Annotated in this window: 18 protein-coding genes and 1 tRNA gene; 9 read left to right on the top strand and 10 right to left on the bottom strand. The window is 60.9% G+C overall.

Annotation, left to right across the window (positions count from 1 at the left end):
- Nucleotides 1-5 precede the first annotated feature (5 nt).
- From AC07NK_RS07925 to AC07NK_RS07915, 3 genes are all read right to left on the bottom strand, one after another.
- Nucleotides 6-794 (bottom strand): phytanoyl-CoA dioxygenase family protein, encoded by a 789-nt coding sequence (locus tag AC07NK_RS07925; RefSeq protein ID WP_495170040.1) that lies wholly within the window; start codon nucleotides 792-794, stop codon nucleotides 6-8.
- A 124-nt stretch (nucleotides 795-918) separates the two neighbouring features.
- Nucleotides 919-1,632, bottom strand: coding sequence for a DUF805 domain-containing protein (locus tag AC07NK_RS07920; protein WP_495170039.1), 714 nt, complete (start codon nucleotides 1,630-1,632; stop codon nucleotides 919-921).
- A 769-nt stretch (nucleotides 1,633-2,401) separates the two neighbouring features.
- Nucleotides 2,402-2,833: a cupin domain-containing protein gene (locus AC07NK_RS07915; protein ID WP_495170038.1), complete on the bottom strand. Its 432-nt coding sequence runs from the start codon at nucleotides 2,831-2,833 to the stop codon at nucleotides 2,402-2,404.
- Between the two features lie 94 nt (nucleotides 2,834-2,927).
- Between AC07NK_RS07915 and AC07NK_RS07910 the strand changes: the two genes are divergently transcribed.
- Both AC07NK_RS07910 and AC07NK_RS07905 read left to right on the top strand, forming a co-directional pair.
- Nucleotides 2,928-3,248 (top strand): glycine zipper 2TM domain-containing protein, encoded by a 321-nt coding sequence (locus tag AC07NK_RS07910; protein WP_495170037.1) that lies wholly within the window; start codon nucleotides 2,928-2,930, stop codon nucleotides 3,246-3,248.
- A gap of 93 nt (nucleotides 3,249-3,341) precedes the next feature.
- Nucleotides 3,342-3,716 carry a glycine zipper 2TM domain-containing protein gene (locus AC07NK_RS07905; protein WP_495170036.1) on the top strand — a complete coding sequence of 125 codons (375 nt, stop codon included), beginning with the start codon at nucleotides 3,342-3,344 and terminating at the stop codon, nucleotides 3,714-3,716.
- 93 nt (nucleotides 3,717-3,809) lie between these two features.
- Here AC07NK_RS07905 and AC07NK_RS07900 read toward each other — a convergent pair whose 3' ends face one another.
- Entirely contained in the window at nucleotides 3,810-3,935 is a 126-nt protein-coding gene (locus AC07NK_RS07900) for a hypothetical protein (RefSeq protein ID WP_495170035.1), read from the bottom strand.
- 410 nt (nucleotides 3,936-4,345) lie between these two features.
- On the opposite strand from AC07NK_RS07900, the gene AC07NK_RS07895 reads away from it, so the two are divergent.
- Entirely contained in the window at nucleotides 4,346-5,530 is a 1,185-nt protein-coding gene (locus AC07NK_RS07895; RefSeq protein WP_495170034.1) for a glycosyltransferase, read from the top strand.
- On the opposite strand, the gene AC07NK_RS07890 is transcribed toward AC07NK_RS07895, so the two are convergent.
- The 4 genes from AC07NK_RS07890 to yajC are packed head-to-tail and all read right to left on the bottom strand — an operon-like array spanning nucleotide 5,515 to nucleotide 8,857.
- Nucleotides 5,515-5,877 carry an MTH938/NDUFAF3 family protein gene (locus tag AC07NK_RS07890; protein ID WP_495170033.1) on the bottom strand — a complete coding sequence of 121 codons (363 nt, stop codon included), beginning with the start codon at nucleotides 5,875-5,877 and terminating at the stop codon, nucleotides 5,515-5,517. The genes AC07NK_RS07895 and AC07NK_RS07890 overlap by 16 nt on opposite strands.
- A complete protein-coding gene (gene secF / locus AC07NK_RS07885) occupies nucleotides 5,877-6,854 on the bottom strand; it encodes a protein translocase subunit SecF (protein ID WP_495170032.1) in 978 nt (325 codons plus the stop codon). The genes AC07NK_RS07890 and secF overlap by 1 nt, the downstream gene beginning before the upstream one ends.
- A 12-nt stretch (nucleotides 6,855-6,866) precedes the next feature.
- Complete coding sequence (gene secD / locus AC07NK_RS07880) at nucleotides 6,867-8,510, bottom strand: protein translocase subunit SecD (RefSeq protein WP_495170031.1); 1,644 nt, start codon at nucleotides 8,508-8,510, stop codon at nucleotides 6,867-6,869.
- Nucleotides 8,511-8,512: 2 nt separating this feature from the next.
- Nucleotides 8,513-8,857, bottom strand: a complete 345-nt coding sequence (gene yajC / locus AC07NK_RS07875) for a preprotein translocase subunit YajC (RefSeq protein ID WP_495170030.1) — start codon at nucleotides 8,855-8,857, stop codon at nucleotides 8,513-8,515.
- A gap of 193 nt (nucleotides 8,858-9,050) precedes the next feature.
- On the opposite strand from yajC, the gene AC07NK_RS07870 reads away from it, so the two are divergent.
- Both AC07NK_RS07870 and AC07NK_RS07865 read left to right on the top strand, forming a co-directional pair.
- Nucleotides 9,051-9,127: transfer RNA gene (locus AC07NK_RS07870), tRNA-Pro, on the top strand.
- 617 nt (nucleotides 9,128-9,744) lie between these two features.
- Entirely contained in the window at nucleotides 9,745-10,683 is a 939-nt protein-coding gene (locus AC07NK_RS07865) for a hypothetical protein (RefSeq protein WP_495170029.1), read from the top strand.
- A 73-nt stretch (nucleotides 10,684-10,756) separates the two neighbouring features.
- Here AC07NK_RS07865 and AC07NK_RS07860 read toward each other — a convergent pair whose 3' ends face one another.
- Nucleotides 10,757-10,999 (bottom strand): hypothetical protein, encoded by a 243-nt coding sequence (locus AC07NK_RS07860; RefSeq protein WP_495170028.1) that lies wholly within the window; start codon nucleotides 10,997-10,999, stop codon nucleotides 10,757-10,759.
- Nucleotides 11,000-11,245: 246 nt separating this feature from the next.
- Here AC07NK_RS07860 and AC07NK_RS07855 point away from each other — a divergent pair, with 246 nt between their 5' ends.
- Nucleotides 11,246-11,893 carry a glutathione S-transferase gene (locus AC07NK_RS07855; RefSeq protein WP_495170027.1) on the top strand — a complete coding sequence of 216 codons (648 nt, stop codon included), beginning with the start codon at nucleotides 11,246-11,248 and terminating at the stop codon, nucleotides 11,891-11,893.
- A 121-nt stretch (nucleotides 11,894-12,014) separates the two neighbouring features.
- On the opposite strand, the gene AC07NK_RS07850 is transcribed toward AC07NK_RS07855, so the two are convergent.
- The gene (locus tag AC07NK_RS07850; protein ID WP_495170026.1) at nucleotides 12,015-12,299 is read right to left on the bottom strand and encodes a hypothetical protein; all 285 of its coding nucleotides are present in this window, start codon (nucleotides 12,297-12,299) and stop codon (nucleotides 12,015-12,017) included.
- A gap of 820 nt (nucleotides 12,300-13,119) precedes the next feature.
- Between AC07NK_RS07850 and AC07NK_RS07845 the strand changes: the two genes are divergently transcribed.
- From AC07NK_RS07845 to AC07NK_RS07835, 3 genes are all read left to right on the top strand, one after another.
- Entirely contained in the window at nucleotides 13,120-14,790 is a 1,671-nt protein-coding gene (locus AC07NK_RS07845; RefSeq protein ID WP_495170025.1) for a hypothetical protein, read from the top strand.
- An 80-nt stretch (nucleotides 14,791-14,870) separates the two neighbouring features.
- Nucleotides 14,871-17,423 (top strand): RHS repeat-associated core domain-containing protein, encoded by a 2,553-nt coding sequence (locus tag AC07NK_RS07840; RefSeq protein ID WP_495170024.1) that lies wholly within the window; start codon nucleotides 14,871-14,873, stop codon nucleotides 17,421-17,423.
- An 887-nt stretch (nucleotides 17,424-18,310) separates the two neighbouring features.
- Nucleotides 18,311-18,655 carry a hypothetical protein gene (locus tag AC07NK_RS07835; protein ID WP_495170023.1) on the top strand — a complete coding sequence of 115 codons (345 nt, stop codon included), beginning with the start codon at nucleotides 18,311-18,313 and terminating at the stop codon, nucleotides 18,653-18,655.
- Nucleotides 18,656-18,660 lie beyond the last annotated feature (5 nt).

Here is an 18,660-nt window from a genome sequence, read left to right as displayed (position 1 = left end):
CCCACTCAGCTTAAAGCGTCGCGGATTGCCGTCTCGACCGGCGCCGCATCGGCTCGCCACGGGTCAAGCGGTATCGCCGGGAGCAACGGCGGCTGGGCAAGGATGCGCGGGCGCGTGCCGCGGTGCGGCTGCCCGGCGTGGACGAGGAACGGGTGGCACAGATAGACCGTTCCCGCCGCGCCGGTCGCCAGCACCTCGCGCCGATGCGCCGAACCCGTAAATCCGTCCGCTGCGAGTTCGCCCAGCGTCAGCCCGGCCTCACCCGCCGGTGCGAGCTGGCGCGCGATGTCGATATGCGATCCCGCGCGAATGCGGGTCGGGGCATCGGCCTCACCCACATCGCTGAACAGGAACAGCATGAGCAGCGCGCGGCCGCGGCTGGTTACATTCGCACGCCAGTCGAGAAAGTTGGGCATATCGGTGTCGAAGCTCACATCGATATGCCAGCCATCGTCGCCCGGCGGTTGCGGCACCGGGAAACGCAGCACGAAGGTGCCGAGCGCACGCGGCGCAGCCCAGCGACCGACGCCAATGAGCTGATCGTAGGCGGCATGCAGCGTCGGCGTGTTGGCGGCCTCACGGAACGCCGGCTGGCCATATTGCCCGAGCCGGATGACCGGCGCGTGCCAGCCGGCCGGATCGTCGGGATCGACTGCGGGATCCCGCGACAGGATGGCGACCGCTTCCTCCGCGAGAATGCGCGGAAAGGCGTTGTCGATTCGGACGAAGCCGTCCTGAATGAATGCGTCGATCTGCGCCGGGGTCAGGCCCGGCGCATCGGTGTTGGAAGTCATGACGAGATATCCTCAGGCTGAAGGGCGCGCCGGACGCGTCGTCCGGCGGTAGCGTGCAGGCGAAGGGCCGGCAGTCGCCGGCCCGCTCAGCCGAGGAGCGGGAAGCCGTGGCGCGCGAACATCGTCATGCGTTCGAAGATAGGTCCGTGTCCGCCATTCGCAAGCCCGCGGCACGCGGATCCTCATCGCGTGGATCGGAGCCGAAGCGGTTGGGGCCCCGCGTCCCTGGCCACAGCGCGAAAACGAAAGACGCGACGACCAGGGGAAGCGCCGCGAACCCGAGCCAACTGGGCAGTTGGGGCAGCGTCATCGCCCCGCGCTGCGGATCAAGCAGGATGAAACGCAGCTCGTCATAGACGTTCATCATCATCAGAGGGGGCAGGATCAGCATCCACCATGCGCTGCGATCCTGATCGTGCAGCCTTCGAGCGAAGAGGGCGAAAACCGGAATGTTAACCAGCAACCCGGCCGCCACGATCGGTACGCGTTGCTCTTGCAAAGGCAGATTGGATCCGACCGGCCCGGCAAGGAGCAGGATCAGCGACGATAGCAACCAATAGGAAAAGAACTCGGTGCGGCGCGAACGCCCGTTGAACATTGCGACACCGATGATCGCTCGCCACGCGAGCTTCATGCCATAGATTATTGGGTTCGATGCCATATCGAGGATGCTAGCAGCAGGATCGGCGGCAGCAATCCACCGATGTCGCGGCGACATCCATTGCGGCAAGTGCGCTTTCCTTAGCCCAACGGAAAAGGGGGCCGGCGTTTCCGCCAGCCCCCGTGTCGCCGGACTTTCGACCTCGCGCTCACCACAGGGGGCAGCGCGCGCCTTCATGTCGGCGGCATGCTCGGCCCGCGCCGGCAAGGGAAGCGGGCTTCGCGTCCTGGTCAACGCTCGGCGGACGCCTCCCGTTGGCCATCCCCGGACGGCAAGCCGTTCGGAGGGTGCCCGCAGGCGGCAAGCCGCCTTCAGGCCGGTCACCGGGGCGGGGGCGATCCCGAAGGATCAGCTTCCCACCTCGATGTCCTTTGCTCCACCTTTGCCTTGCGGCATCGGCTTCGCGGTTTCGGTCATCCAGAGTTGATAGCCCCGAAGGATCATCGTGTCTCGATGGCCTCGCCCGGTTCATTCTGCCCGAAGGCGTCACTTCCCGCGCGTTTGGTCATCCAGCCTGACCTGTGCCGAAACACCTGCCTGCCCTGACAACCCGCTCCACCTTTGCCCGAAGGCGCCAGCTTCGCGTTTGGTCACCTGGCTTGTCCATGCTCCGGGGGAGCATTTCCCGCCCTGGCGGACCCGCCTTTCACATGCCGAAGCAGGTGAGAGACGTTTTGGACACCGGATCCGTTTCGTTTCCATCCCACCCGCTCTCGCGAGCGGGACGGGCCGTTTCCCGGGGTGGTGTCCCCGCATCGTCAGCTAGGGTTCCCGAAGGTACCTGCGCGTGCCGATCCGTTGTAAGTTTCTGATTTCACTTTGATTTCTCGCCGCGTCACCGTCTGCTTACAAGAATGATGCTGTCATCGATTCCGAGTCGCGCAAACCCGCAATCGACGCGATACGACCTGTTGATAACGTGGATAACGGGGAGCGATCGGGGACTTCAGAGCGTTGGCGGCACCCAATCGGGTGGGGCCATCTCGAATCCGGCAAAGTCGAAGCCGGGGACGACGACGCAGCTGACCAGCGCCCAGCCGTCGCCCGCTTCCGCTGCTTGCCAGCGAGTCGCGGGGACCAATGCCTGGGGCGTGTAGCCGCGGGTCACGTCTCCGCCAAGCGCGATTCTGGCCGGGTTCGCGTCGCGCGCATCCGCGATCAGAAGGTCGAGCGGGGCGCCCGCATGCCATAGCCACATCTCGTCGGCATCGACGCGGTGCCAATGCGACCGACACCCGGCCTCGAGCAGATAGAGGATCCCGGTTCCGGGCGACCGCTCCCCCGCCCTACCCTTTGCACGCCACGTTTCGCGGTACCAACCGCCCTCCGGGTGCGGGACGAGTTGAAGGGTTTCAACGATCGATTTTGCTGCCTGCATCTCCGGTGAATGGCACGAAATGTTACGTTCATGAAACCTGCCCGATAAACGGGGCGTTGGGGGGACAGGGTTCAGGAAGAGATGGAGATTTACAATGCGTAACCTGATGATGGCGCTCGGCGCCGCGTCGCTGGTCATTCCCGCCGCACTGACTCTGCCGGCAACCAAGGCCGAAGCCGGTGTACAGAAGCGTGACAGTTCGTACCGCGAATGGCGCGGTCGTGACGGTCGCCGCTATTGCCGCAAGCCCAATGGCACCACGGGCCTGGTGGTAGGTGGCGTCGCCGGTGCGCTGGTCGGCCGCACGATCGACTCGCGTGGTGACCGCACGCTCGGCACGGTGCTGGGCGCAGCCGCGGGCGCGGTTGCAGGCCGCGAGATCGAACGCGCCGGCAGCAAGAAGCGCTGCCGCTAAGGCAACCGCAACAATCAGATGGGGCGCCGAGGGAAACTTCGGCGCCCCGTTTCGTTAGGGGAACGAGCGGGGCATCGCAAAGGGAGATGCCCGATGAAGAGATGGATGATCGCAGTTGGCGCCGCGGCAATGGCCGCGACTGGCGCGTGCACCGACTATGGCGATGACCGACCCGGTTATGCCGGCGGTTATGATGATTGGGACGCCCCCCGCTACTATCGCGACGGGCGGTACGAGGAACGCGATCTGGGTCGCGACGAGCGCGTCTATCGCGGTCGCGATGGTCGCTATTATTGCCGCCGCAGCGACGGTTCGGCCGGACTGATTGTCGGCGGGCTCGCCGGTGGCGTGCTGGGCAGCATCCTTGCCCCGGGCGGCTCCAAGACGCTGGGCGTAATCCTCGGCGCTGCAGGCGGCGCGGCAATCGGCAGTACTGCCGATCCGGCCGGCAAGGTGCGCTGCCGCTGATCCAGGACTGACGGGCGGCGCGGAAGGCTCTCCCGCCGCCTTGTCAGGTCGATCTGCGACCCCGGTTCGCCCGCATGACAGCGCAGGCGCTGCTCAGCGATCTTCCGCTGTGTCCGCGTCCGCTTCGGTATAGGCCGGGCCGCATTCGTGCGTGCCGCTTTCGAGGCACGTCGCGCACGACCAGGTGATCCGGCAATAGGAACTGTGGTCGTCGGGCATTCCGCAATCAGCCCGCAACTGCGGGCACGAGCAATAGCTTGAGTGTGACATCCCAGTCTCCAGCGCGTTCGACCGGCCCGTCAGGCCGGCACAGGGTCATCAGGCGGCGTGGGACCCGGATCAGGCGGGATCGAAGGCGTATTGGGAACGGGCGGGATTTCCGGCCAAACCGGAGGAATCTCTGGCCACGGATCCGTCGGCGGTGAAGGTGGATCAGAATCATCTGACAGTAAATGCGTTAGCATAGAACCCCCCAGACCTGCCCTTTCATTCAAGGGCATCTACAGATAATTTTGCACACTCCGATTGATACAACAGAATAGTTATATCAGTTGGCTGGATTCAACAACTGCTCCTGCCGCCGCGGTCACGAATGGCATGTTAACCCGCAAGCCTGTAGATTGCCGGCAATGCTCCGCGTGCTCACCCTTTCCTCGCTCTTCCCCGATTCCTCGCGCCCCAATTTCGGGGTGTTTGTCGAACGGCAGACGCTCGGCCTCGCCGCGCACCCGGATGCCGAGCTCAAGCTTATTGCGCCGCTCGGCCTGCCGCCCTGGCCGCTCAGCCGGCGCGGCCATTATGCCCCGCTCGCTGCGCTGCCCCAGCATGAAGACTGGAAGGGCGTCGACACATGGCGCCCGCGCTTCCTCAACCTCCCCGGCACGGGCGGACGCTTCCATGCACAGATGCTCACACGCGCGCTGGTGCCGCTGCTGGGACGACTCCGGCGCGACTTCCCCTTCGATGTGATCGACGCGAGCTTCTTCTTCCCCGATGGTCCTGCCGCGGTCGCTCTGGGACGACGCTTTGGTGTGCCGGTATCGATCAAGGCGCGCGGGGCGGATATCCACCATTGGGGTCGCGCGCCAGCAACCGGGAAACAAGTGGTCGCCGCAGGGCAAGCCGCCGACGGCATCCTCGCGGTCTCGCAAGCGATGAAGGCCGACATCGCCGCGCTCGGCATCCCGGCGAAACGCATCCGCGTCCACCACACCGGCGTCGACCTCACCCGCTTCGCGCCGCGCGATCAGGTTGCAGCGAAGGCGGCGCTTGGCATCGACGGGCCGCTGATCGTCTCGGTCGGCGCCCTGATCCCGCGTAAAGGCCACGACATCGTCATCGACGCCGTAGCAGCGCTTCCCGGTGCTCAGCTGCGGATCGCGGGCGAAGGGCCTGAGCGCCCGCGGCTGGCGGCCCAGATTGCCCGACTGGGGCTGGGCGATCGCGTGAAGCTATTGGGAAGCGTCGCGCATGGCGAACTCCCGCCCCTGCTTGCGGCGGCGGATGCGATGGCGCTCGCCTCGTCGTCGGAAGGCCTGGCCAATGCCTGGGTCGAGGCACTCGCGAGCGGCACACCGATCGTCATTCCCGATGCTGGCGGCGCGGGCGAGGTCGTGACATCCCCCGACGCCGGCCGGATCGCCGCGCGCACCGCCCCGGCCTTTACCGCAGCCATCGGCGAGCTGCTCGCCGCCCCGCCGGCGCGCGATGCGGTACGTGCCACCGCGGCCGGGTTCACCTGGGAAGCGAATACCGCCGGGCTGTTCGATCACCTGTCGGGGCTGGTGGCGGCGCGGACTCAGTCGAGCGGGTAGAGCGCGGCTGCGACCCAGCGCAGTTCAGTGCGCAGCACGCCCCAGGCGCGCGCCGCGGCGCGGCTGTCCATGATCTCGATGCCAAAGGGCAGTGCTGCCTCCAGCGCGCGAGGCGGGCGGCGCAGGCGGCTACCGGTGCCGAGCAACAGGAATTCAGGCAGCGGATCCATCGCGAGCAGCGGTGCGAGGGCGTCCGCAGTCAATTCTTCCAGCGGCGGCGGTGTCCAGCCATCGGCCCGGCTCGGCGTAAGCAGCAGCCCCAGATAGACATTATCGTCGACCCGGAAGCCGCTACCCGAAAAACCCGACACCACCGGTCCCTCGACACGGGACCGGTCCATCCGCATCAGGGCATGTCCTTGAAGCTGACCCGCTCGGCGCCCTCGGCGGCCTTCCCGGCGGCGGCTTCCTTGGGCAGGAAGCTGTCGGGACGCAGCTTGAGCCACAACAGAATCGCTGCCGAGACATAGACCGACGAGAAGGTGCCGATCACGATGCCGAGCAGCATCGCTGCAGTGAAGCCGAAGATCACGTCCGGCCCCATCACCAGCAGGATCGTCAGCACGATGCCGATCGAGAGCGAGGTGACGACGGTGCGCGACAGCGTTTCATTGATGGAGAGGTTGAGCAGCTCCTCCATCTCCATCTTGCGGTACTTGCGCATATTCTCGCGAATACGGTCATAGACGACGATCGTATCGTTCAACGAATAGCCGATGATCGTCAGCACCGCCGCGACGATGTTGAGGTCGAACTCAAGCTGAGTCAGCGCGAAGAAGCCGAGCGTCAGCGCAACGTCGTGGAACAGCGCGAACAACGCGCCGACACCGAACTGCCATTCGAAGCGGACCCAGATGTAGAGCGCGATCGCAAGCATCGCGAGCGTGAGACTGATCGCGCCGTTGCGGAACAGCTCTTCCGACACCTTGCCCGACACGCTCTGCGCACCGGCAACCTGCGCGCCCGGATAGTCCTTGACCAGCGCGGCACGGATCGAGCTGGCAGCGCGATTCGCGGCATCCTCACCGCCCTCGGGCAGCGGGGTACGAATCGAATATTCGGTCGTGTCGGCAACCTGCTGAACGGTCGCCTCGCCCACGCCAAGACCCTGGATCCGCTCGGCCAGCTGCGGGATATCGACATGCTGGGTGAAGGTGACGCGCGTCTGCTGGCCGCCGACGAAGTCGATGCCGAGGTTGAAGCCCTTGACGAAGCAGAGCGCGACCGAGCCGATGATCAGCAACAACGACAGCGCCATCGCCACGTTCCTGTACTTCAGGAACGCGATGTTGGTGTTGTCGGGAACGAGTTTGAGGGGACGCATGACCGGCCGCCTTTAAATGTTGATCGTCTTCGGGCGGTTGCGCTTCAGCCAGTCCGCGACGAGCAGACGGGTGAAGGTAACGCCGGTGAAGACCGAAGTGACGATACCGATGGCGAGCACGACCGCGAAACCGCGGATCGGTCCGGAGCCGAACGTGAACATGATCGCCGCCGAGATGACGTTGGTGATGTTCGCGTCGAAGATCGCGCGGCTGGCTTCCTTATACCCGAACTCGACCGCGGAGACCGCGGCGCGGTTTCGGATTCGCTGCTCCTCGCGGATGCGTTCGTTGATCAGCACGTTGGCGTCCACCGCTGCACCGATCGTCAGCACGAAGCCGGCGATACCGGGCAAGGTCAGCGTGGCCCCGAAAAAGGCCATGACGCCGAACACCATCACCGCGTTCACCAGCAGCGCGAGCGAGGTGTAGACCCCGAAGCGCAGATAGGTGAACAACATGAAGAGGATCAGCGCCACCGTGCCCACGATGCCGGCGAGGATGCCCTTCTGGATCGATTCCTGACCGAGCTCGGCCGAAACCGTGCGCTCCTCGACCACCTTGAGCGCCACGGGCAATTTGCCCGACCGCAGCGCAATGGCGAGTTCGTTGGCGCCTTCGACGGTGAAGCCGCCCGAAATCTGCCCGCGACCGCCGAGGATCGGCTCGTTGATGTTGGGTGCGGAGATGACCGAACCGTCGACGATGATCGCGAACGGCTTGCCGGTATTTTCACGCGTAGTCTGACCAAAGCGGAAACCACCCTGGCTGTCGAAAGTGAAGCCGACCACGACCTGCTGGTTCTGGTCGAACTCCTGCTTCGCATCGATCAGCTGGTCGCCGCTGACGATCGTCTGCCGCTTGAGCGCGATCATCGGCTGCTGCCCCTCGCGCGTCGGATACGCGACATAGGGAAGGCCCGGAGGCGCAGCGGGATATGGCAGAAGCTCGCCACCGATCGGCGCGGTTCCGGCGGCAATCTGCGCGGGATTGGCGGCGATATCGACGAGCTTGAACTCAAGCCGCGCAGTCTTGCCGAGCAGCTGCTTGAGTGCCTCAGGATCCTTGAGCCCCGGCACCTCTACGAGGATGCGGCTGCGGCCTTCGAGCACGATCGTCGGCTCGAGCGTGCCGAGCGAGTTGATACGGCGATCGACCACTTCACGCGCGTCGGCCATCGCCTGCTTGACCGCCTGGTCGAGACCGGCCTGCGTCTGCGTCACGATGAAGCGCGTTCCGTCGCGCACCTCGATCGTCCATTCGCGCTGGCCCGTCATGCCCGCGCCGCTGCCGGTCAGCTGGAGCAAACGCTCACGCGCCGCATCGACCTGAGCGACGTCACGCACCATAAAGCTGATCGTGCCATCGCGCATCGAGATGTCGCCGATGTCGATCCGCGGGTCCTGGCGGCGGAACTCGGTCTCGATCTCGTCGCGCTTGGTCGAAAGCCGCGTCTTAGCGAGATCCGCGGTATCCGCCTCAAGCAGGATCGAGCTGCCGCCCGCAAGGTCGAGGCCGAGGTTGATCGACGGCTGCGGCACCCACGAGGGCCAGCGTTCGCGGACATTCTCGGGCACGAAGCTCGGGATGGCGAGCAGGAAGCAGACGGCGATCGACAGCCAGACCGCCCACACCTTCCACTTCGGGAAATCCAGCATGTTCAGTCGTTCGCCGGCTTGCCGCTGCCGAGCGGCTGGACTTCGACGATGGTCGCCTTGACGACCTTGACCTTCACGCCGGTCGCGATCTCGACATTGGCATAGGCGTCGTCAACCGACACCACCTTGCCGACCAGACCACCGCCGGTGACGACGGTGTCGCCCTTCTTCATGTCGCCGATCGACGCCTGAAGCGTCTTCATCCGCTTTTGCTGCGGGCGAATCATCAGGAAGTAGAAAGCGACGAAGATCAGGATCAGCGGCGCGATCGACAGAAACGATCCGGCGGCGCTGCTCTGGCCTGCCGCGCTTCCCGCGGCCTGTGCATATGCTGGTGAGATGATCATAGTTCCCCGGGCCTGTTTGGCTGGCCAGAATGGTGGGGGCTGAAGGCCCCGTGTTCAAGCGGCGCGCGCTACCATGCGCATTGCGCAGGTGCAACCATTGCCGGGATTGTGGCCCTGCGGCAACGGCACGCCGCACCGGCGGCATTGGGTCTTGCATCGCCTGTCCGGTGCGCCTAGAGGGCCGTGCCTCGGTCGGGGCGTAGCGCAGCCTGGTAGCGCATCACACTGGGGGTGTGGGGGTCGCAGGTTCGAATCCTGTCGCCCCGACCAGAGAAATCAAACACTTAAATGACAGGCCGCGGCCTGTCAGGCCATATAGAGCCCAGTCAGCAATCACCCAGCAAGCACCGCGAACGCGATCGAATCGAAAGCCGCCCCTCCTTGCGGCTGATCGCATCAGAGCGTGCAGCTAAAGAGCTTGGCCGCGCGGTGCGTCAAGCGTGATTGAGCGCGCGGCAGCCCGACCAACGCTGATGAAAATCCCACGGTTCGGCCGACGCCAGGCCGGCAGCACGCCACAGCCCGACATCGAGCATTGTAAATGAGCCATCACCGCAATTCTTGCGGCCTTTTGACTCAAACAATGGGAAATCGAAATGAGATGCCCGCTCAACGCGCGTGCGTTCACACGCGCGCAACGCACCCGCATGCAATTCTTCGCGAGCTTCTCCGAATGCTCACGATGCCCGTGGCAACCGCGGCGTCACAAAAGCTGATCGGCTTCAACTCCGAGCACAATCGGTCATTCGTCAATCAAGAAGAAGCAGCTCTGTCGGGCCATCACGACGCAGCCCATCGCAGTATGCGGAAGAGTGTCTGAGCACGCCCGCAGACAACTCCTGCGTGCTCCACGGCCCTCCGCCGGCCCCATTTGCAGGATATCTATCATGAACAACTTTTCGAGTTCCGCTCCCCAGACGAAGCAGGAAATCAAACGAGAATTCTTCGAGCGTTACGGCGAGTTTGCCAAAAAGACACGCAAAGCGCTCGGTCGGCGCGCAACGAAACGGTCCGACAAAAAGGCGCTTAAGCGCCTTATCGGGAAGCAGGCTCCCTACCCCGCCCTCACCGCCTCAAATGCGCGGTCGCGCTGGACAGTAGCGATAACGGCATACAAGCGAGCCCGTCGATTACGGCGTGCCCGACCCGACTATGAGTTTGCCCACGTCACCATAATCCTCGACGAATGGGCAACTTCCGATGAAATGACGATCCTCAAGCTGCAACAGCTGCGACGCCGGGCGCGCTACATCCTGTCTCAGATTAGCAAACACTATATTGGTCATATCGAATTGCAGGCCTTCGCGAATGTGAAAGCACCAGGCGGCGGCAAGCTTGTTAGCGCGCATGTGCACGCACTGGTCTTCGGCGTGGATACTCTTGCCAACGCAGCTAAAGGTACGAAGAGACTCAACGAAAAGTTTGGCCGCCAAAACTGTGGAGTCCCCCCACTGGATTTTAAGCCCGTGGTTCACACAGACGGAGATCTATTGCGGGTAACCCGCTACGGCTTGAAAGCCATCGACCGCTGCAAAACACTTTACATCGGCATTCGCACCAACTTGCACGAATCTGAGAAGGGCGATCGATACATCCGCTACCTACGAGTGCTGCAGATTCAGTCCATGATCCCACTACGTTCGCTGACCTTCGCAGGCGGGGATGGCATTCCGATCCTCAACTCCGCATTGCGCCGCGCCCGGGAAAAACTGAAGCTCGAAGCCGGCCCACTAGACAACAGCAGCTACGATGAAATCGCCGCCTTTTGGGCTGATTTGATGCAGCGCCTGGGCCATACGCGGTTTCGCGAGCCGGTTATCAAGTAGCCCACAAACTTAGTAGATTTGTACAATTTCCTAACATGTTCGCGTGGGGTGGCCCGATCTGCCGCCCCACTGCTCATTCGTCATCAGCGGTCAGTATCGCAAACTCGACACTTCGCTGCAGTCGCGCTTTGGCCCGCGCAGGCCCGTCGAACCAAAGGGTCTTGCTACCACCTGCCCAATGTATGTTGCCGCCGTCCGCAGACCGCATGAGGTGGACGCCGTTGGGCTCCTCCTGCCAGTGGCCCTCGATTTCATTTTCCGCCAACATCGCGCGGAGGTGGGCTAGCGTGCCCGTGAACTTCATCGTCATCGTCATCGTAAATCCTCAGCGAACTCGCCACTCACGGTGACGCGCTAATCATTTACAATGACGTTCGAGAGCACGGCGGCTATGCGCCCTCATAGCGGTCGTTCGAACGGTCCGCCGGCGATCCCGAAAGCGCTCGTTCCTCAAGGCGAGAATTTGGGGGACGAGCACTCAGCGCCGTGAGCCCACGCTCACTCGCGACAACGCGAACGCAAGTATGGCTTGCAAGATTGCGGTGTTTTATCGTCCAACACGATGGACGGCTTACCTATCCTCTACTCGTTTCGGCGCTGTCCCTACGCAATCCGCGCGCGCTTGGCACTGCTTGCAAGCCACACGGTGTGTGTCATCCGCGAGGTCAAACTCTCTGCAAAGCCTGTGGCGCTGCTTCTCGCGTCACCGAAGGCAACCGTGCCCGTGCTGGTTCTGCCCGATGGCACCGTTATCGACCAGAGCCTCGACATTATGTGCTGGGCGCTCACACGCTACGATCCGACAGGTTGGCTAGGCCACGACGGCGCTCACCTGATCGAGGTCAATGACGGCCCGTTCAAACATCACCTCGACCGAACCAAATATCCTGATCGCCACGGTAGCGATCCGGATATGCACCGCATGGCTTGCCTCGATATACTTCGTTTGCTCGAGGAACGTCTGGCAACCAACCGCCATCTTTGCGGCGATGCCATGAGTCTGGCGGATGCGGCGATCTTACCTTTTGTTCGGCAATTTGCGTCGATTGACCGCGACTGGTTCGACGTTCAGCCTCTACCGCATGTTCGCCGCTGGCTCGACGGGCTAGTCGCATCCGATCTGTTCGCTGTCGCGATGACGCGGCTTACGCCGTGGCGGGCCGGTGATCTGGACATATGCTTCCCGCAAACCCCTACCTTACCGTCGTGACTATGCAGCGCCAGGCGGTTCGGAATATGCTCGCAAAGAGCCATTCAACGAACTGGCCTGCGCTGAGCCCAGCTTGAGGCTTCGCGAAAATAGGCTTCGCGAGTCTTGGGATGATCCGGCTTCATTGTTGATCTCTCCGGCCGGCGCTTGCCGACGCGCGGTTGATGGTGCGGCGGCGGAATGTCTGGCCGAGCGATGAGGCCGCGGGTGCGGTTCGATCGCGCGATACGGCGTTCGTGGGCACGCGCGTCGTCGCCTGTCCCGGGCCCCCGGGCTTTTCGTTCTCGCGCCGCTGGTTCGCTGCGACGGCGTCCGCGATGGGGCGGGGCATGGCCAGGCTCGCGAACCAGTGCCAGATGGCCGGAAACCGGAACCGCATTGCGAGACGGGTCAGCGCCCAGAGCATTGCTGTGAGGACCAGGGCGAAGATCGCCGTCGTGACGAAATTCCACGGGAGCGTTGGGGACGGAGATACTGGCCGTGCGGGCGGCAAGAAGGTTGGCAAGCCAGGATTCGAGCAAGGCGCGCAAAATACCGTTCTGAACAGGCTCACCCTGCCCTGATTCGATACCCATGATGCGCTGATGGCGGCACCTTGCCAATAGTGTATTCAATTTTGGTAGCGCAACCAAATACGGCAACAATAAATTCGAAGTGAATGACTATTAACGATTGTTTTTTATCGGGTTGCGTGCCTAAATCCCCATGGCTTTGAAGTATTGGGAGCTTTTGTATGTATCGGCATCGCCGGTTTTTGCTTATTGCGGGTTGGGTCATAGCAGGAATCGCCGGGGTCGCTCCGGGTAACGCTGAAACGATCACCTATTCCTACGATGCGCTCGGCCGGCTGCGGACGTCGTCGGTTTCGGGCGGTCCGGACAATGGTACCAGCACAGCGATATGTTACGATGCGGCGAGCAATCGCGAGCGATATGTTACCACCCAGAGTGGGAGCGCTACGTGCACAACATCAGCATATCTTCGCTCCGCGGCGCCGACGTCCGCGCCGACGTCCGCCTCAACACCCTAGCCACCGGCTAAAGGCTGAATGTGGATCGGGAAGTATAGATCCAAGCACAGCGTATAATCAGGCGCTACAATGCAAACATAATATGGTAATTTTGAAGATTTGACACCTGGTCAATCAAAATACCTTTGCATTGCAAGAATTTCAAAACACCAAAGTTTTGGCATGAGCAAATTGTGCCACATAGGGAAAATATCTCATGCGCAATGTTTATTGTTGTACAACCAATTCGCGTAAAATCAGTTTTTTTGCTGCATGTATTCTATCTTCTTTTCCAGTAAGTGCTCAGACTGATCCAAGAACCACGCCAGTTCCAAAGTTCAATACTGTTGATCCACTAGGCGTTGATCTGAACAGTGGCCGGTTCAATATGGATTCCGACAGTATTTCGATAAATTCCGCTGGCCGAGAAGTGAGTGTAAAGTATCAAAACATTACCGAAGTTCCTAGATTAATCTATGAGGGGATATTTAGAACAACAAGTGAAATTAACCCTGATGGCGGAATTATGGAGCATACGTTAGAGATAGGTCAAACGGCTCACATATTTCGTACGGAGAGATCCGGTCCATATATTCCAGTTTCGCCATTTACAGGCAGCCTGACAAATGGTGCCGGAGGATTGATATATACTGATATTGATGGAACAAAATACTTTTTGCACAATGTATCATTATACGGCGTCAGTGTAATATCAAAAATTGAACATCGAGATGGTGAGATAGTTCGCTATTTCTATAAACCAAATGCACTTTCCCCCGTTCGAGTGTTAAGCAATCGCGGGTGGGGCATTAATCACCAGGCCGGATCGATTCAGCTTTTCAACAGGTCGGTGGAATACTGCCCGGAGTCTGACGCCGACTGCACTCTTGCGGGATCCTGGCCTAGTATAACTCAGGTATCCAGCAGCGACGGCAATACCAGAACGATTTCAACGACTGGCCTAGGAAGTGTAACCGTATCACGGCCCGCGCCGGTTACAACAAGTATTTCCTTCTCGGATGGCCGGGCACCGATAAGCATCGTCTATGGTAGCGGTGCAGGCCCTCAGGTAGGAAGGGTGGCATCTATTAGCCGTGGAGATATGTCCAGAAACTATACATATAGCTATGTTCAGAATATTGTTTCTGATATTGGCCTATTTTTTATAAATTCATCAGGAAGTGGCGGGAGCTATAATGGACAGGTATGCGACGGAAGACTCGTTTATTTAGATGATCCCAACATGTCTCGAACGTATCTAAGCTTTGACTCGCCAATTCCTAGCAATTCCTTTGGCTGCTCCTACAACAGCTGGGACGCGGTGAATTCCCCACCCTCAAGATACCGACTGCCAGAAGGCAATTTGACGACCTGGGGGTATCGCTATTGGAAGCTGGCTGGAATCACCTCAACGGGGAAAAATGGTTCCATCATAAGCAACACAAGAACATACTTATCGCCCCATGACGGACCTTCGAGCATTAAAGATGAGGCGGGCAACGAGTACGAATATACCTATGATCGCGGGCAAATAACTTCCGAAACCATGCCTGCAGTGGGCGGGATTAGATCTTCCAAGCGCTATTCGTACCTTCAGGCATATGCTCGGATTAAGGATGCCAGCGGAAACCAGGTTCAGCTTTCCGAGCCCATATGGCTCCTGGCCAGCGAAAAGCTCTGCAAGACCACGAGCACGATTGGAAACGCCTGCGCCGGCGGTGCTGCGGATGAGGTCTCAACCGAATACACCTATGGCACCGATCTACAGGTTCACGGGGTCAGCATAACTGCGGATGGCCAGACATTGCGCACTTGCTATGCATATGACGCAATCGGCAATCGGATAAGCGAGACCAAGCCAAGAGCCGGGCTCTCCGTTTGTCCATGAATTTATTTGAGAGCCGGATCATGATTCTTCAGAAGGTAGGACCAGTGTTCAAACGGAAACAATTGTCACTTGGCATATTATTGACATCCGCCGCATGGGCCAACCATGCCAGCGCTCAATCCGCTCCCGCCGATCACACCTATGCCACGCGCTACGACGCCGCGCGGCGTGTTTCCGGGACGATCGCTCCCGATCCGGACGGCGCCGGTGGAAACACTTATGCGGCAGTGCGTAACACCTACGACCCCGCCGGTCGTCTGATCAAAACCGAACAGGGGCAGCTCGATGCCTGGCAGCCGGAGACGGTGGCGCCAGACGTCTGGCCTGGATTCACGGTCTCCACTCGAACCGAAACCAGCTACGACGGTTTGGGCCGGAAGCTTCTGGAGCAAACGGCGAAGGGCAGCGCCGGCACGGTTCGCTGGGTGACCCAATATAGCTATGATGCCGCAGGCCACCTGGAGTGCACCGCGGTGCGAATGAACCCGGCGGTGTTCGGCGCACTTCCCGCCAGCGCGTGCACGCTGGGCGCGGAAGGCACGGCAGGGCCGGATCGGATCACGCGCAACTTCTATGATGCCACAGGGCAGGTGGAGAAGGTGCAGAAAGCGGTCGGGACCAGCGTCCAGATCGATTATGCGCGCTACGAATATACGCCCAACGGCAAGCAGAAGGCGGTGATCGACGCCAATGGCAATCGCGCCGAATATGCCTATGACGCCTTCGACCGGCTGGTGAAATGGACCTTTCCATCGAAGACAGTGGCAGGTCAGGTCAACGCTTCGGACTATGAAGAATATGGCTATGATACCAGAAGCAATCGGACGAGCCTGCGCAAGCGCGACGGGCGGACGATCCTCTACAGCCACGACGCGCTGAACCGGGTCGCGAGCAAGACCTATCCGGACGGAGGCGCGCGGCCGGTCCATTATGCCTATGACCTGCGCGGACTTCAGACGATGGCGCGGTTCGATTCGCTATCGGGTCAGGGGATCACCAATGGCTATGACGGGTTCGGCCGGCCGAGCGCGACGACTGCGGTGATGAACCTCGGCGCGACCGAAGTGATCCGCAACCTCAGCTTCATCCATGATGCCAATGGCAACCGCACGCGCATCACCTACCCCGATGGCCAATATGCAAGCGCGGCGTGGGACGGGCTCGATCGCTTCTACTTCCACAATATGTCGGGCGGAACCAACCTCAACCACGCCACGTACAACTCCGACGGCCGGGTCACGACGTTTCTGCGCTGGGGCGCGGGCACCTGGGGATCGTCGACCAATTTTGGCTATAACGGCATGTCGGAGCTGGTGGCCCACGACCACGCCTTCCAGAACAGCGCCGCCAATGTCTCGACGACGTTCAGCTATAATCCGGCGCGGCAGATCATCTCCCGAACGCGTAACAATGATGACTATCGGTTCAACGGCTACACGGGCATCGACCGCAGCTATACGCGCAACGGGCTGAACCAGTATACCGCTGCAGGCAGCACCGCGTTCACTTACGATGCGAACGGCAACCTGACCTCCGATGGCACGACCATCTACACCTACGACATCGAGAACCGGCTGATCAGCGCCAGCACGGGAACCGCGCTGGTCACGTTGAGCTACGATCCGCTCGGCCGGCTTGCGCAGGTCTCGACCTCAGCGGGTGCGACGACGCAGTTTGTGTACGATGGCGATGCGCTGGTTGCCGAATATGACGGCACCGGCGCGATGACCAAACGCTATGTCCACGGTCCTGCGGCGGGTGCGGACGATCCCCTGGTCGAGTATATCGGATCCAGCGTCGCTTCGCCGCGCCATCTGATGGCTGACCATCAGGGTTCGATCATCGCGATCGCCGATGTGAGCGGCAACCGCATCGCGGTGAATGGCTATGACGAATATGGCATCCCCAACGGCCTGATCCCGGGGTGGACGCCCAATACGGGGCGATTCCAATATACCGGCCAGGCGTGGATCCCCGAACTTGGCATGTATCACTACAAGGCGCGGGTCTATTCGCCGACGCTCGGGCGGTTCCTGCAGACCGACCCCATCGGCTATGATGACCAGCTCAACCTCTATGCCTATGTCGGAAACGATCCGATGAATATGACGGACCCGACAGGCGAAGCTGGTATCGCAGGAGCCTTAATTGGTGCCGCACTTGATGTGGGCATACAAAGGTTGCAGGGCAAAGATTGGGATGAGATTGACCTAGTCAGTGTGGGCGTCTCGGCGGCGATGGGCGCGAGCGGGCTTGGATTGGGTGCCAAGGTGGGTCAGGCCTGGAGGGCGGGCCGCGCAGCTAGCGCTGCAAGGGCTGCGGCACGGCCAGCACAACGGCTTCAAGAGAGAGTTCGAGCGCGCGGCGCGGGCGCGTCGACCCTGCGCTATGCGGCAAGGCGGGTGCAAGTCGTAGAGCGGCGGGCGGAAGCAGCCAAAATGGCTGCGAGGAGGGCCGTTGTTAATGGTGCTGGCGTCGTGGGGAACGGCGTTGTCGCAAAGAAGCTACTGCCAGAGATAACCGTTCGCGATGTGCGTGAATTTGTCACGCCCGAAAGAAGGGATGGAGAGGCGGAGAATCCTGGGCAGTTAAGGTGTCGCGCTGTGGACGTTAAAAACCGCCAGAACTGTTAGTGATCACTCGAACAGAATGTTCGAAGGCGGTATTTTATAATATTACTTGAGATGCGCTTCCTCGTAATGCTGCGAGGAGGCGCTCTGCTGAGGCTTCTGGCGTCGTGGCGGACGGCGCGGCCGCAAGGAAGATGGCTCCTGAGGAAGGCTCCTTGCGATGCGGGTGACGCCGTGAAGGATCTGGGTGAGGAAGGCGTAAAATGTTGATTCAATTATTATATGCTACTTTGAAATACTTCGTAGTCATCTGGTACACCGTCTACATGGTGCGCATTATACTGGATCAGGATAGCAAGTTATACTCAGCTTTTTGCGCCGCGTCTCTTGCTCTATCAATGTATACATTGTTCAACTTGAATAAGTTGATTGAGGGGCGACTATACAAGTCTTGAAGTGATGAATGCATCGCGCATCTGCCTCGCACGCCCCTGCGTCACCCGCCTCTCCACCGCGGCGCATGGACATCCTATTAAGGCAGCGAGCGAGGCAGTGCCGCGCGGGTTCCAGGGTTATGCGGACGTAGCGGAGATCCGTTGCGTCCCGGCATAGCTCACGGGTTTGCTGTTGTTTCAGATAGGGCTGACGCTGAGCCGGCGGCTCGATTCAGCATCGGTCCTACAGCGGGCGAAAGCGCCCTTGTACGGACTTGCATCTTCACTGCAGCAGGACGCTGGCGCTTAAACCCAGATTGGATGAGTTTCACGAGAACACGCCATTGAGAATGGCGGCTAGCGGCGCCTTAGTGCCGAAAAGCTGGCAGTCAGCTACCGGCCCAGAAGCAGTCGTTCTTTCTACTTTGGCTCAATGACCGAAATTGGGCCGTATGCGGAATGGCAGATTTAAGTGAGCAAGTGTCGGAAGCGGACGTGGATTGTCTGCTAGTTCAGGTGGCCGACGCCGCGACGCACATAAAGGGAAAGCTCCACCAGTTCGTTTGCGACAATCTCGGCGCGGTCACTTTCAATCTGGAGACAGTCTACAAGGCGATCGTCGACGACTGCCGCCGCAAGTCGGCATTCACCGGCTCCTATGGAGACTTTGCGCAGATTGTGCGGAACAAGGGCGTGACCCGCGTCGATGTGCAAAACTGGCTCGACACCATCGCGCTCGAACAGCGTCGACGCGGACGCGCCGTGGGTCGCGTGCCGCGATTCAGGGTCGGCGGGCTACCGCCCGACCCTGCAATCGAGCATTGCACCGCTGGCCAACCCGGGATATTTACATTGGTGTAAATTGC

Source organism: Sphingomonas sp. GW821-FHT09B04, assembly GCF_059418285.1.
This window is presented reverse-complemented; position numbering and strand designations above follow the sequence as displayed.

Coding starts and splice junctions, on each gene's coding strand:
- AC07NK_RS07925 (WP_495170040.1), bottom strand. CDS start 794: ATGACTTCCAACACCGATGCGCCGGGCCTGACCCCGGCGCAGATCGAC.
- AC07NK_RS07920 (WP_495170039.1), bottom strand. CDS start 1,632: ATGAAGGCGCGCGCTGCCCCCTGTGGTGAGCGCGAGGTCGAAAGTCCG.
- AC07NK_RS07915 (WP_495170038.1), bottom strand. CDS start 2,833: ATGCAGGCAGCAAAATCGATCGTTGAAACCCTTCAACTCGTCCCGCAC.
- AC07NK_RS07910 (WP_495170037.1), top strand. CDS start 2,928: ATGCGTAACCTGATGATGGCGCTCGGCGCCGCGTCGCTGGTCATTCCC.
- AC07NK_RS07905 (WP_495170036.1), top strand. CDS start 3,342: ATGAAGAGATGGATGATCGCAGTTGGCGCCGCGGCAATGGCCGCGACT.
- AC07NK_RS07900 (WP_495170035.1), bottom strand. CDS start 3,935: ATGCCCGACGACCACAGTTCCTATTGCCGGATCACCTGGTCGTGCGCG.
- AC07NK_RS07895 (WP_495170034.1), top strand. CDS start 4,346: ATGCTCCGCGTGCTCACCCTTTCCTCGCTCTTCCCCGATTCCTCGCGC.
- AC07NK_RS07890 (WP_495170033.1), bottom strand. CDS start 5,877: ATGCGGATGGACCGGTCCCGTGTCGAGGGACCGGTGGTGTCGGGTTTT.
- secF (WP_495170032.1), bottom strand. CDS start 6,854: ATGCGTCCCCTCAAACTCGTTCCCGACAACACCAACATCGCGTTCCTG.
- secD (WP_495170031.1), bottom strand. CDS start 8,510: ATGCTGGATTTCCCGAAGTGGAAGGTGTGGGCGGTCTGGCTGTCGATC.
- yajC (WP_495170030.1), bottom strand. CDS start 8,857: ATGATCATCTCACCAGCATATGCACAGGCCGCGGGAAGCGCGGCAGGC.
- AC07NK_RS07865 (WP_495170029.1), top strand. CDS start 9,745: ATGAACAACTTTTCGAGTTCCGCTCCCCAGACGAAGCAGGAAATCAAA.
- AC07NK_RS07860 (WP_495170028.1), bottom strand. CDS start 10,999: ATGACGATGACGATGAAGTTCACGGGCACGCTAGCCCACCTCCGCGCG.
- AC07NK_RS07855 (WP_495170027.1), top strand. CDS start 11,246: ATGGACGGCTTACCTATCCTCTACTCGTTTCGGCGCTGTCCCTACGCA.
- AC07NK_RS07850 (WP_495170026.1), bottom strand. CDS start 12,299: ATGCTCTGGGCGCTGACCCGTCTCGCAATGCGGTTCCGGTTTCCGGCC.
- AC07NK_RS07845 (WP_495170025.1), top strand. CDS start 13,120: ATGCGCAATGTTTATTGTTGTACAACCAATTCGCGTAAAATCAGTTTT.